Raw genomic sequence first — 12700 nt, forward strand, 5'->3', positions numbered from 1 at the left:
CACTCCTTAATCTTCTGCTAACCAAGTACGAAGCAGAACAACAAATTCATCCGGCTTGCTTCGCGCCAATTTTTCAAGCTGTTTTCTGACCACAACCTGATCTCCGTCTTCCTGATAAATCAGATCCGGAATTTCGGTAGGTTGACCAGGTGCCAGCAAATCGGACATTTCTTCTTCCTGCTCCAGCTTCGCTTGATTGCGGCGGCGGATGATGAGGAAGGCAACAGCGGCGAGTGCCAAAACGGCAATACCACCAACGGTCCACAATACAGCTGGACTGAGTGCGCTGGATTCTTCGACAGCCACTTTTCCAGAGAACTGACGCGGAAGAACGGAAATATGCTTGTCCAGTTCTTCTTCGCTCAAATCGACAGCCTTGTCGCTTAACGTTACACGCACAACATTGCGCAGCACTTGCTTGATGCTTTCAAGTGTAGCCGCATCCAATTCTGTGCCATTCGGAGGCTCAACCCCGACGTTGATCGTCAAGTCTTCGATTTTGTACGGGCTCAACGTAATATTCCGAGTAAACCGATTGACTTCGCGATTGATTGTATCATTCAACTCTTCATACTGGCTGTTGCTTCCTTGAGGATTGTTCCCCGGGTAGTTTGGAACGGCATTCGCGCCTGTACCTGCGATGCCCCCTGGCGGTTGGCCTTGACCCGAGAAAGCTTTTGATAATTTTTGAGAAGAGATGATAAGTCCTTCGTTGTTCTCTTTGTCAGGCGCTTCCACGAGATTTTCCACGCGAGTTTCTTTATCAAAGTTCATTTTGATAAAAGCGTGAACAATCACTTTATCGCGACCCATGATTGTACCAAGCAGGTTGTACAGATTTTGTTGAATCTTCTTTTCAACCTCGGACTTGATCGCTTCTTGTTGTTTAAAGCTGCTCAAGCTTCCTTCTGCTTCTTCGCCTTCTGCGCGCTCCAGCGGATTCGAATATTGGTCCGTAATGGCAATCGCATCGATCGGCAACTTCGGAACGCTTCGGGAAACGAGCAGGTAGAGCGAGTTAATCTGCTTTTGCTCCAGGGTCGTGCCTGGTTCTACATCGACGATGACGGAAGCAGTTGCCGTATCCGGTGTCTCTGTTACCCAAACGCTTTCCTGTGGCAGTGTAATCATTACCTGTGCCGAGCGAACGCCTTTTACTCTTTCAAGCATCTTGCGCAGCTCTTGTTGCAAGGCTTCTTTTTTCATCACATCGAACTGTCTGTCCGTAACACCCAACGTATTGGAAAAAACTTCGGAGTTGATGCCTGCTTGGCTGGGGATTCCTTGTGCGGCAAGATCGACAATGACGTCTTGGGCCATTTTTTCCGGTACTTCAATGCTTGTCCCATTTCCAGTAATCCTGTATGGAATTTGCTGACCTTCCAACTCTTTCTTGATCGCGCCGATTTCCTGTTCACTAAGTCTCTGATCGTAGAGTGGCTTGTAGACCGGCTGAGAAGCGATGTATATGTATAAGCCCAGCGAAATTAACAGAAAAAGCGAGATTCCGACAATCATCCATTTTTGCTTTTTGGAAAACTGGTTCCATTTAGACGTAAGCTGATTTCTGTATAAAGCTAAACGTTCGTTCATGTTTCACCTCTCACTGGATAAAACGACAATCAAATCGGCATGCGCATGATTTCTTGGTAAGACTCAATCACTTTATTCCGGACTTGCATCGTCATTTGCAGCATCACGGAAGCTTTTTGGCCTGCAACAGTCAGTTGGTGCAGATCCGTAATTTCGCCAGCCGCGAATTTGTCTGCCAGATTGGCCGACTCTACCTGCGCCTGATTCACCTGATTCATGGCGTCTGTCAAAAAAGCGCCAAATTCTTTTGTGACTTCCGCGGTGGTTGGCATTTTGTTTGCGACAGGCATCTTGACCGGAACCGCTTGTGAAAGTGCGTTTATGTCCATCTTTTACTGTTCACCCGCTTTATTTGATTTCCAATGCCTTCAACATCATCGCTTTCGTTGCGTTTAAAGCAGTGACGTTCGCCTCGTAGGATCGCGAAGCGGAAATCAGGTCCACCATTTCCTTCATCGGATCAACGTTTGGCATGAGCACGTAGCCGTCTTGATCTGCATCCGGATGGGAAGGATCGTATACGCGCTTGAACGGAGTGTTGTCTTCTTGAATCGCTGTGACCCGCACCCCTTGTTCTCCTCCTCTGCCAGACACCGTTCCAACCGCCGCTTGCAGAAAGCTGTCGAATGACTCGCTTGAGCGCGGTGACATTTCGATCATTTTTCGACGGTACGGTTGCCACTTGCCATCGACAAAAGTTGCGCGCGTCGTTTCTGCATTCGCAATATTCGACGCAATCGTATCCAGGCGCAACCGATTTGCAGTCAAGGCTGAAGCACTTGTATTAATTCCTTGAAACAAGCTCATCGTTATTTCCCTCCACCCTCAATGACACTGCGCAGTTTCTGGAAATGGCCCGCAGTCAGCTGCGTCAGGCCGCTATACCAGATTTGGTTTTTCGCCAGCTCCGTTGTCTCCGACTCCAAGTCCACATCATTCCCGCTGTTTTGAACGTAGCTATTCGGATTGGAAACGACCTGTGGCATCGCGAACCCGCCAGCGTTGCTAAATGGAATGTGGCGTTCATTGGTTCGATAGGCCGCAAGCTTTCCAGTTCCTATTTTCCCATTTAGTTCCTCTTGCAGATAGCCCTCAAAAATTACCTCTTGACTTTTGAATTGAGGGGTATCGATATTGGCAAGATTGTTTGTGATCGTCCGATGGCGCAGAGTAGCGGCGTTCATCGATCTCTCAAGGACCTGCAGATGATAACTATCCAGCATGTAGCCTTCTCCCCCAATATGTGTCAATTCGTTTTCGCAAATCTGCCTATAATTCCTGTATTTTCGACAGCCAAGATACGATTCAATCATAGCAAAATCGTAATAGTGAAAAAAGCCCCTATTGATGGCGATTTTCAAAATGATTCAATGGCACTAAATCCCTGAACTTTCCTGTTTTTTTACTTGTTTTTACATGCAAACCATATTCAATGCGCTGTGATTGCACTTATCCCGAAAAATCAATGCATAATTTCTGGTAAAAGATTGTCGGACAGTGTTGCAACTAGGTATAATTACCCATGAAAAAAGGTACAGCAACGGCTGTTGCTATACCTTGAAGTTCACTTTGGCTAAACTTTTATTCTAGAAAATCTTACGAGGTTTTCAGCTTTTCCAGTTCAGGAAGCAGCTTTTCATTCAATACTTTAATGAATGTTCCTTTCATCCCCAGGGAGCGGGATTCGATTACGCCCGCACTCTCCAGCTTGCGCAGCGCGTTCACGATAACGGAGCGGGTAATGCCGACACGATCCGCAATTTTTGACGCTACGAGCAAGCCTTCCTTGCCTTCCAGCTCTTCAAAGATGTGCTCGACAGCTTCCAATTCACTGTAGGACAGGGAACCGATCGCCATTTGAACGACAGCCTTGCTGCGCGCTTCTTCTTCAATCGCTTCAGAACGCTCGCGCAAAATCTCCATTCCTACTACGGTTGCGCCCACTTCTGCCAGGATCAGGTCATCGTCCACGAATTGATCGTTGATGCGGCCGAGAATCAGCGTACCGAGGCGATCGCCACCACCCATGATCGGAACGAGAGTCGTCCAACCGGAGCGGAATACATCTTTCATTTCCACAGGGAAAATGGTGTATGGGCTTTCTACGTCCAAGTTAGCGGACGTTTCTTCCACTTTCAAAAGGCCTTGGCTATACTCTTCCGGAAAACGGCGCTCTTCCAGCATTTTGCGCATACGTCCGTTATCCATCTCTTGGTGGATCGCAAAGCCAAGCAGCTTCCCTTTGCGGCTTACGACAAACGTATTTGCTTCAATCACATCGCTCAATACTTGCGCCATTTCATTAAAATTAACGGCATGACCCGCAGATTTTTGCAACATGCGGTTAATTCTTCTAGTTTTCGACAGTAGATCCATCTGTATTTCCTCCCAATGTATGTTACTACCTATCCAATGCTTACAAAATGTATTGACTCAAGTCTTTGTTCCCCGCGATTGTTCCCAGCTTTTGACGGACGTAATCCGGGGTGATCTGTACAACTTCCAGATGAATTTCCGGGGCTTCAAACGAGAGATCCTCCAGCAGCTTTTCCAGTATGGTGTGCAAGCGTCTCGCGCCGATATTGTCTGTACTCTGGTTCACTTCAGCAGCCATTTTGGCGATCTCCTGGATGGCTTCCGGCGTAAATTCCACTTGAACTCCCTCTGTTTCCAACAGGGCGACGTACTGTTTGAGCAGCGCATTTTTCGGTTCTGTCAAAATTCGCACAAAATCTTCGATGCGCAAGCTCGTCAGCTCGACCCGAATCGGAAAACGTCCCTGAAGCTCAGGAATCAGGTCGGACGGTTTGGCCATATGGAATGCTCCGGCTGCGATGAACAGGACGTAATCTGTTTTCACAGGTCCGTACTTCGTCATGACCGTAGAGCCTTCCACAATCGGCAAAATATCCCGTTGCACGCCTTCGCGGGATACGTCCGGACCACGTCCGTCCTTGCCCGCAATCTTGTCGATTTCGTCGATAAAGATAATGCCATGCTGTTCAGCCCGACGAATCGACTCCTGCGTAACTTCGTCCATATCCACCAGTTTTTGCGCTTCCTGCTGAATTAATACCTTTCGGGCATCTTTAATTCGCAATTTTCGCTTCTTCGTCCGTTTAGGCATCAGGCTGCCGAGCATATCCTGCATTTGCATCCCCATTTGTTCTGTACCCGGAACTTGGAACATGTCAAACATGTTTGGCGACTGATCTTCTACATCTATCTCGATCATTTGTTCTTCCAGCTGTCCATTCGCCAGTTGCCAAGCCACCTGTCTGCGCTGTTGCAGGACGGAAGCCTCTTCCTGGTCATGCGACTCTTGTTGTTGCTGCTGTTGTCCGCCGAACAGCATCTCCAGCGGATTTTTGAACGAGCTTTGCGGTTTGCGGGATGGAACCAGCACATTGACGATCGCTTCATTCGCGAGCTTTTCTGCTTTTTCTTTCACTGACTCCATTTTTTCCTGCTTCACAGTTCGGATGGAGGCTTCCACCAGATCTCGCACCATCGACTCTACATCGCGTCCTACGTAGCCAACTTCAGTAAACTTGGTCGCCTCTACCTTGATGAACGGCGCGCCGGTTAATTTGGCAATGCGGCGGGCAATCTCGGTTTTACCCACCCCAGTTGGCCCGATCATCAAAATATTTTTGGGAACAACCTCGTCAATCATCTGCTCCGGCAAAAGGCTACGCCGGTAACGGTTACGCAGGGCTACAGCAATCGCTTTTTTGGCTTGTGCCTGCCCGACGATGTATTTGTCCAGATGCTCTACGATCTTACGCGGAGTTAATTGCTCAAGATTCAGCACAGAAGTTCCTCCCTTTCGCTCAATTCAACTCATCCACCACAAGATTGTTGTTCGTGAACACGCAAATCTCGGCAGCAGTTCGAAGTGATGCTTCTGCAATTTCTCGGGCACCAAGATGCGGCGCATATGTTTTCAGCGCGCGCCCGGCAGCAAGGGCAAAGCTGCCGCCAGAGCCAATCGCGAGAATGCCGTCATCCGGTTCGATGATTTCCCCGTTCCCGGAGATGAGCAAAAGATGCTCTCTGTTGCCCACAATCATCATGGCTTCCAGGCGGTGCAACACTTTATCCAGCCGCCACTCCTTCGCCAGCTCGACAGCCGCTCGCTGAAGGTTGCCGTGGTATTCCTCAAGCTTGCCTTCAAACTTTTCAAACAGCGTGATTGCGTCAGCAACTGAGCCAGCAAAACCTGCTAAAACTTCTCCACGATAGAGCCTTCTTACTTTTTTAGCACCATTTTTCATGACCATGCTGTTTCCAAAGGTAACCTGACCGTCTCCGGCCATTGCGATTGCCCCATTGTGCGAAATAGCGAATATGGTTGTTGCGTGAAACTGTTCCATTACTGATTCCTCCCGTTATGTCCGTTTGGCGGAACCTGTACTATTCGGGTTAGCCCGCGGGTGAGCGGTGTCATATACATGGCGAAGTCGCTCCTTGGTCACATGCGTGTATACCTGTGTCGTGGAGACATTGACATGTCCCAGCAGTTCTTGGACCGTACGGAGGTCAGCCCCTCCATTTAACATATGGGTCGCAAACGTATGACGAAAGGTGTGCGGTGAGACACGCAAATGAGAAGCGCACATATCTACGTATTTGTCTACAATCCGGCGAACACTGCGGTCAGACAGCGGTTCTCCGCGATAATTGACCAGCAGGTTGCCGTGATCTACTCTTCCGGCCAACAGTTTTTCTCTTCCATACTCTAGGTATTGCCTAAGAACATCGCAGGCATAACTTCCCACAGGCACATACCGCTCTTTTGCCCCTTTTCCATATACAAGCGCGACGCCCATGCTCGGATTGATGTCGTCAACTGACAAGGTCACCAGTTCCGAAACGCGCATGCCGCTCGCGTACAACAGTTCAAATATCAGCCGATCACGTATTCCTAAAGGCGTTGATGTATCTGGCAGATCAAAAAACTCTTGAACCTCTTGCGGATACAAAAAGGAGGGGAGTTTCTTCTCCATTTTCGGAGTGGAGACGAGTTGAAATGGATTTTGTTCCAGCTGACCCTCACGCAACAAAAATCGATACAAGCTTCGCAAGCTGGAGAGCTTACGCGCAACACTTCGCCGGGATAACCCCCTGCCCGCCAAGTGTGCGAGAAAGGATCGACCATGCAAATAAGAAACAGCAGCAAATACGGAGATTTGGTGCTGTTCCATAAAGGAGACAAATTCGCTGATATCTGCCATATACTGCTTTACCGTATGAGGAGAGGCGTTTTTTTCTACTCGCAAATAACGGGTAAACATCGCAAGATCCGCAGAAATTTGTTGCGAAATGTCCATATGGGATGCACCCTCCTCGAAGCACCTATATAGTAACACAGACGAAATTCGGATATCAACGTTAATTGTGTCGTTATTGTGTAAAATTCTGAATTGTATCTAGCGCCCGCTCAGCGAGCTTTTCGTTTTTCTCACGCTTGTTTCGGATGCGTTCTGGCCACTCTGGAACCAGTCCGAAATTCGCATTCATCGGCTGGAAATGTTTCGGATCAGCCGTCGTAATATACCGCGCCATGCTGCCCATTACCGTTTCAGGCGGGAGGACGATCAACTCTTCCCCTTTTGCCAGTCGCGCAGCGTTGATGCCTGCGAGCAGTCCGGATGCAGCCGATTCCACATAGCCTTCCACTCCGGTCATTTGCCCTGCAAAGAACAATGTATCGCGTTCCTTGTACTGATAGGTCGGACGAAGCAGCTTGGGAGAATTGATAAAGGTGTTGCGGTGCATGACGCCGTAGCGCACGATTTCGCAGTTTTCCAGTCCCGGGATGAGCGAGAAGACGCGCTTTTGCTCAGGCCACTTCAAATGGGTTTGGAAGCCGACGATGTTGTACAAAGTAGCCGCTCCGTTGTCCTGGCGAAGCTGAACGACTGCATACGGCTTTCTGCCTGTGCGGGGATCGGTCAAACCGACTGGCTTCATCGGTCCGAAAACCATCGTTTGGCGTCCGCGCTTTGCCATTACTTCGATCGGCATGCAGCCCTCGAAGAAAATTTCTTTTTCAAATTCCTTCAGCGGAACAGCTTCGGCTGCGATCAGCTCATCGTAGAAGCGATTAAATTCTTCCTCTGTCATCGGGCAGTTCAGGTAGGCAGCCTCCCCTTTATCGTAACGGGAAGCGACAAACACTTTGTTCATGTCGATCGAGTCTTTTTCGATAATTGGGGCTGCAGCATCATAGAAATATAGGTATTCTTCCCCAGTCAGCTCTTTCAGCTTTTGGGACAAGGCTGGCGATGTCAGCGGGCCAGTCGCAATGACGACAATCCCGTCAGCCGGGATGTCCGTGATCTCGTCGGTGATCACTTCAATCAGCGGATGATTTTTCACCGCATCGGTAACGTAGCCGGCAAACTCATGTCGGTCTACCGCGAGTGCTCCACCCGCCGGAACGGCGCAACGGTCAGCAGCCTGGATGATGACCGAGTCCAGACGACGCATTTCTTCTTTTAATACGCCGACTGCATTGGTCAAAGTATTCGCTCGCAAGGAGTTGCTGCAAACCAGTTCCGCGAATTTGTCTGTATGATGGGCAGGCGTTTGGGTTTTCGGCCGCATTTCGTACAGCTTGACAGGAATCCCTGCCTTGGCGATTTGCCAGGCAGCCTCACTTCCTGCCAACCCTGCGCCTACGACTGTGATAGTTGGTGTTGTCATGCTGTTTTTCCTCCAAGCTACAAATTGTACCTCGTCCAATCAGGAGTCTGCTTCTTCCTGGTAATCGCATTTGGTGCAGACGACGCTGACCCCTTGCTTCTTGCGCTTTTTCTCTACCATCAGGCTTGAGCATTTCGGGCAAGGACGGGCAATCGGTTTGTCCCACGATACAAAATCGCATTCCGGGTATTGGTTGCAACCGTAAAAAATACGGCTCTTTTTAGATTTACGTTCAATAATGTGTCCGGTTTCACATTGTGGGCATTTTACTCCCGTTTCTTTGACGATCGGTTTCGTATTCCGGCAATCCGGGAAGCCGGAACAAGCGAGGAACTTGCCAAAACGTCCGAGCTTGTAGACCATCACGCGACCACAAAGCTCGCAGGTTTCATCAGACTCTTCGTCTTTCAGCTCGACTTCCTTCATCTCTTCCTCGGCTACGGCTACCCGCTTGGCAAAGCCTCCGTAAAACGCATCGAGAATGTTGACCCAGTTGGCAGTACCTTCCTCGATCTCATCCAGATCAGACTCCATGTGAGCCGTAAATTCCGCATTGAGAATCTCCGGGAAAAACTCCTCAATCAAAGTAATGACGATCTCACCCAACTCCGTCGGAATAAAGCGTTTTTCCTCCAAAGCGACGTAGCCGCGCTTTTGGATTGTTTCCAAGGTAGGCGCATAAGTGGAAGGCCGTCCGATGCCGCCTTCTTCCAGCGTCTTGATAAGACGTGCCTCGGAGTATCGCGGCGGCGGTTGCGTAAAGTGCTGAGCCGGGGTGATTTCTTGATGTTCAAGGGTCTGCCCTTCATCAATCGGCGGCAGGAAGCTTTCTTCTTCTGTCCCGTCATCGTTTCCTTCTATATAAACCTTCATAAATCCAGGGAATTTCACTTTCGAGCCAGTCGCCCGGAACATGATGCCCCCTGCATCTATATCCACACTCATCGTATCGAGTACAGCCGAAGACATTTGGCTGGCGAGAAACCGTTCCCATATCAGGCGATACAAACGCAACTGATCCCGCGACAAAAATTCTTTGATTTCATCCGGTGTGCGAGACACAGACGTAGGACGAATCGCTTCGTGCGCATCCTGAGCGTTTTCCTTTTTGGCCTGGACGCGAGGTTCAGCCGGTATGTAATCAGCGCCGAATTTTTCCTGTATGTACTCTTTCGCTTCATTTTGTGCGGTTTCCGATAAGCGTGTCGAGTCTGTACGCATATACGTAATCAAACCGACTGCGCCTTCCTTGTTGCCAACATCGATCCCCTCGTACAGCTCCTGGGCGATGCGCATGGTCTTGGCCGTGCGGAAATTCAGTTTGCGGGCTGCTTCCTGTTGCAAGGAGCTGGTGATGAACGGCGGAGCCGGATTGCGTTTGCGTTCGCGCTTGGTCACCTTTTGCACGACAAACGGCTGGTCCTTCATTCTGTCCAACACTTGTTTGACATCTTCTTCGGATTTCAGCTCTACCTTTTCGTCCCCATAGCCGTAAAACTTCGCTTCAAACTCTTTGCCATTGCTTACGAGCTTGGTGGCAATCGTCCAATACTCTTCAGGAATGAACGACTGAATTTCGCGTTCCCGATCCATGATTAGCTTGACCGTAACTGATTGAACGCGCCCTGCACTCAAGCCTTTGCGCACTTTTTTCCACAAAATCGGACTGATGTTGTAACCGACAAGCCGATCCAGAATGCGGCGGGCTTGCTGGGCGTTGACCAAATCCATGTTGATGTGTCGCGGATGCTTGAACGCTTCTTTGATCGCGTCTTTCGTGATTTCGTTGAACACAACCCGAAGCGGCTGGTTCAAATCCAGATTCAGATACTGCGCCAGATGCCAAGCAATTGCTTCCCCTTCGCGATCCGGGTCGGCAGCCAGATAAACTTTTTTCACTTTTTTGGCGGCATCCTTCAAGCTCTTGAGTACATCGCCCTTGCCGCGAATCGTTATGTATTTGGGTTCAAAGTCATGATTGACATCTACCCCCATCTGGCTTTTCGGGAGGTCGCGCACATGACCCATGGACGCTTTCACGATATATTTGCTTCCCAGATATTTTCCAATGGTTTTCGCTTTCGCAGGGGATTCTACGATTACGAGCGTATCAGCCATTTTTTTCCTCCCCTTTTAGTAAGGAATCTTCCCTATTATTAAATATGCTTATCCGATTTGTCAAACACTTGCAAGGGGTAGGGAGTTCGCAGCACATGTGACACAAGCCTCAACGCCGTGCAAAATACCCCCCTGGCAGGGCAGTCAGCACCCCTTTTGCCTCCAGTCTGAGCATCAACTGATGGATGCTTTTGCGTCGATCCGGTTCCAATTGCTGAACAATCTCGTCTACATGAACGCCATCGTACGTTATCGATTCTACGATTGCCTTTTCTTCTGGAGACAGCTCGCTGTCATGGCTCTTTTTGGCATCTGCTGTTCCAGACGGCACATCTGGTGGCAAGACAATCGGCAATTCCTCCAAAATGTCGCTCGCACTTGTTACTAGCTTTGCACCTTGTTTGATCAAGTTATGCGGGCCAGCGCTCAACGATGAAAAAATAGGTCCGGGAACGGCAAAAACGTCGCGCCCTTGCTCCAAAGCACAGTCAGCCGTAATCAGCGATCCGCTTTTCTCTGCCGCTTCTACAACCAAAACACCCAAACTAAGTCCGCTAATCATTCGGTTTCTTTCCGGAAACAACCCGGGAAAAGGAGGCGTATGCGGCGGATACTCAGACAAAAGTAGTCCGAAAGATTCAATTTTTTGATAGAGCGCTTGATGTCTCGGCGGATAAACATGATCGAGTCCACATCCGAGCACGGCAATCGTTTTTCCTCCTGCCGCAAGAGCAGCCTGATGCGCTTCCCCATCGATCCCGTGCGCCAAGCCGGAGACAACGGCAAGACCTGCACGCACCAGCTCCTTCACCAAAAACGCACTGCTGGCCCGCCCGTATGGCGTAGGCTTCCGCGAGCCCACAACGCCGATAGACGGCACTTCAAGCAGCTTGCTATCCCCACGGTAAAACAAGGTCAATGGCTGATCAGGAATATGGCGGAGCGAAGCAGGATACGCTTCGTCCCACACGCACAAGAAACCGACTTTTTTCGCTTCCCGTTCGCCAAGCATCCGCTCGACTACAGCTGGATTGGTTTGCGCATCAACTTGTTGAATTAGCTCGATCGACAGCCGCAATTTTTCTCCGACCAAACGCCATTCATCGACAGCATTCTGCAAAGAGCCTGCCAGCTCAAGAATTTGTCTAATTTTTTTGCGACCCAGGCCAGAGATCATCGTCAGGATGAACAACCAGTCTCGCTCACTGATTTTCGGTTTACGCATGCAAAACTCCCTCCCGCGGAACGCCGTTTGGTGTAACGGTTTCGAGAGTCATTGTACCGAAAGACAGCGGCCTCCTTCAAAAAAAGAAAAAGCGGACAAGCCTGTGCCTGTCCACTTCTGCTATCTTCGTTCTTATTTGTTGAGAACTTTGTCGAGCATACCGCGCTCTGTCAATAGTTCTACCAGTGTTTCACCGATAACTGCTGGCGTTTTCGCTACGCGAACACCGCACTCTTCGAGCTTGGCGATTTTCTCAGCCGCAGTACCTTTACCGCCGGAAATGATCGCACCAGCGTGGCCCATGCGTTTTCCTGGAGGCGCAGTTTGTCCGCCAATGAAACCTACAACTGGTTTTTTCATGTTCGCAGCGATCCATTCAGCTGCTTCTTCTTCCGCAGTACCACCGATTTCACCAATCATGATTACTGCTTCTGTGTCTGGATCTTCGTTGAACATTTTCAGTACATCGATAAATTCCATACCTTTTACAGGGTCTCCACCGATACCAACAGCAGTGGATTGACCAATGCCGCGAGTAGATGTTTGGTGAACCGCTTCATACGTCAAGGTACCGGAGCGGGATACGATACCCACTTTACCAGGAGTATGGATGTAGCCAGGCATGATACCGATTTTGCACTCGCCTGGAGTGATAACGCCAGGGCAGTTAGGTCCGATCAGCTTGGTTTTCTTGCCTTCCATGTAACGTTTTACTTTTACCATGTCGAGGACAGGAATACCTTCGGTGATGCAGATTACGAGATCCAGCTCAGCGTCAACCGCTTCCATGATCGCGTCAGCAGCGAATGGAGGAGCAACGTAAATAACGGATGCGTTTGCACCAGTTTTTTCTACTGCTTCTGCTACTGTGTTGAAAATTGGAATACCGTCAACTTCAGTGCCGCCTTTACCAGGTGTTACACCGCCAACCATTTGTGTACCGTACTCAACGGCTCCGCGAGTGTGGAACAAACCTGTTGCACCGGTAATCCCTTGTGTAATTACTTTTGTATTTTTGTTAACGAGAATACTCATCGCGTATTTTTCCCACCT

12 protein-coding genes are annotated in these 12700 nt (G+C 49.5%); all 12 read right to left on the reverse strand.

Annotation, left to right across the window (positions count from 1 at the left end; all coding sequences use genetic code 11):
- Positions 1 to 6 precede the first annotated feature (6 nt).
- The 12 genes from fliF to sucD all read right to left on the reverse strand — a co-directional run bounded on the left by fliF (position 7) and on the right by sucD (position 12682).
- Positions 7 to 1593: a flagellar basal-body MS-ring/collar protein FliF gene (fliF, locus tag NST23_RS16345; protein WP_122965193.1), complete on the reverse strand. Its 1587-nt coding sequence runs from the start codon at positions 1591 to 1593 to the stop codon at positions 7 to 9.
- Positions 1594 to 1622: 29 nt separating this feature from the next.
- Positions 1623 to 1922 carry a flagellar hook-basal body complex protein FliE gene (gene fliE, locus NST23_RS16350; RefSeq protein WP_063227636.1) on the reverse strand — a complete coding sequence of 100 codons (300 nt, stop codon included), beginning with the start codon at positions 1920 to 1922 and terminating at the stop codon, positions 1623 to 1625.
- Between the two features lie 19 nt (positions 1923 to 1941).
- Positions 1942 to 2400, reverse strand: a complete 459-nt coding sequence (gene flgC, locus NST23_RS16355; protein WP_122965192.1) for a flagellar basal body rod protein FlgC — start codon at positions 2398 to 2400, stop codon at positions 1942 to 1944.
- A 2-nt stretch (positions 2401 to 2402) separates the two neighbouring features.
- Complete coding sequence (gene flgB / locus NST23_RS16360; protein ID WP_340964103.1) at positions 2403 to 2816, reverse strand: flagellar basal body rod protein FlgB; 414 nt, start codon at positions 2814 to 2816, stop codon at positions 2403 to 2405.
- Between the two features lie 373 nt (positions 2817 to 3189).
- On the reverse strand, positions 3190 to 3969 hold the full coding sequence (gene codY / locus NST23_RS16365; RefSeq protein WP_005834266.1) for a GTP-sensing pleiotropic transcriptional regulator CodY: 780 nt from the start codon (positions 3967 to 3969) through the stop codon (positions 3190 to 3192).
- 40 nt (positions 3970 to 4009) lie between these two features.
- Positions 4010 to 5407, reverse strand: a complete 1398-nt coding sequence (gene hslU, locus NST23_RS16370; protein WP_063227640.1) for an ATP-dependent protease ATPase subunit HslU — start codon at positions 5405 to 5407, stop codon at positions 4010 to 4012.
- 19 nt (positions 5408 to 5426) lie between these two features.
- Complete coding sequence (gene hslV, locus NST23_RS16375; RefSeq protein ID WP_122965190.1) at positions 5427 to 5969, reverse strand: ATP-dependent protease subunit HslV; 543 nt, start codon at positions 5967 to 5969, stop codon at positions 5427 to 5429.
- A gap of 15 nt (positions 5970 to 5984) precedes the next feature.
- Positions 5985 to 6926 (reverse strand): tyrosine recombinase XerC, encoded by a 942-nt coding sequence (gene xerC / locus NST23_RS16380; protein ID WP_122965189.1) that lies wholly within the window; start codon positions 6924 to 6926, stop codon positions 5985 to 5987.
- A 73-nt stretch (positions 6927 to 6999) separates the two neighbouring features.
- Positions 7000 to 8304 carry an FADH(2)-oxidizing methylenetetrahydrofolate--tRNA-(uracil(54)-C(5))-methyltransferase TrmFO gene (gene trmFO / locus NST23_RS16385; RefSeq protein ID WP_122965188.1) on the reverse strand — a complete coding sequence of 435 codons (1305 nt, stop codon included), beginning with the start codon at positions 8302 to 8304 and terminating at the stop codon, positions 7000 to 7002.
- A gap of 39 nt (positions 8305 to 8343) precedes the next feature.
- The gene (topA, locus tag NST23_RS16390; RefSeq protein WP_173596488.1) at positions 8344 to 10422 is read right to left on the reverse strand and encodes a type I DNA topoisomerase; all 2079 of its coding nucleotides are present in this window, start codon (positions 10420 to 10422) and stop codon (positions 8344 to 8346) included.
- A 109-nt stretch (positions 10423 to 10531) separates the two neighbouring features.
- Positions 10532 to 11647, reverse strand: a complete 1116-nt coding sequence (dprA, locus tag NST23_RS16395) for a DNA-processing protein DprA (protein ID WP_217021340.1) — start codon at positions 11645 to 11647, stop codon at positions 10532 to 10534.
- 132 nt (positions 11648 to 11779) lie between these two features.
- Positions 11780 to 12682 carry a succinate--CoA ligase subunit alpha gene (gene sucD, locus NST23_RS16400; protein WP_122965185.1) on the reverse strand — a complete coding sequence of 301 codons (903 nt, stop codon included), beginning with the start codon at positions 12680 to 12682 and terminating at the stop codon, positions 11780 to 11782.
- Positions 12683 to 12700: the final 18 nt, after the last annotated feature.

It is taken from the genome of Brevibacillus sp. FSL K6-0770 (genome assembly GCF_038000275.1).
Lineage (GTDB): Bacteria > Bacillota > Bacilli > Brevibacillales > Brevibacillaceae > Brevibacillus > Brevibacillus parabrevis.

Excerpts from the sequence above, each read along its gene's own strand:
- fliF (WP_122965193.1), bottom strand. The coding sequence starts at position 1,593 with ATGAACGAACGTTTAGCTTTATACAGAAATCAGCTTACGTCTAAATGG.
- fliE (WP_063227636.1), bottom strand. The coding sequence starts at position 1,922 with ATGGACATAAACGCACTTTCACAAGCGGTTCCGGTCAAGATGCCTGTC.
- flgC (WP_122965192.1), bottom strand. The coding sequence starts at position 2,400 with ATGAGCTTGTTTCAAGGAATTAATACAAGTGCTTCAGCCTTGACTGCA.
- flgB (WP_340964103.1), bottom strand. The coding sequence starts at position 2,816 with ATGCTGGATAGTTATCATCTGCAGGTCCTTGAGAGATCGATGAACGCC.
- codY (WP_005834266.1), bottom strand. The coding sequence starts at position 3,969 with ATGGATCTACTGTCGAAAACTAGAAGAATTAACCGCATGTTGCAAAAA.
- hslV (WP_122965190.1), bottom strand. The coding sequence starts at position 5,969 with ATGGAACAGTTTCACGCAACAACCATATTCGCTATTTCGCACAATGGG.
- xerC (WP_122965189.1), bottom strand. The coding sequence starts at position 6,926 with ATGGACATTTCGCAACAAATTTCTGCGGATCTTGCGATGTTTACCCGT.
- trmFO (WP_122965188.1), bottom strand. The coding sequence starts at position 8,304 with ATGACAACACCAACTATCACAGTCGTAGGCGCAGGGTTGGCAGGAAGT.
- topA (WP_173596488.1), bottom strand. The coding sequence starts at position 10,422 with ATGGCTGATACGCTCGTAATCGTAGAATCCCCTGCGAAAGCGAAAACC.
- dprA (WP_217021340.1), bottom strand. The coding sequence starts at position 11,647 with ATGCGTAAACCGAAAATCAGTGAGCGAGACTGGTTGTTCATCCTGACG.
- sucD (WP_122965185.1), bottom strand. The coding sequence starts at position 12,682 with ATGAGTATTCTCGTTAACAAAAATACAAAAGTAATTACACAAGGGATT.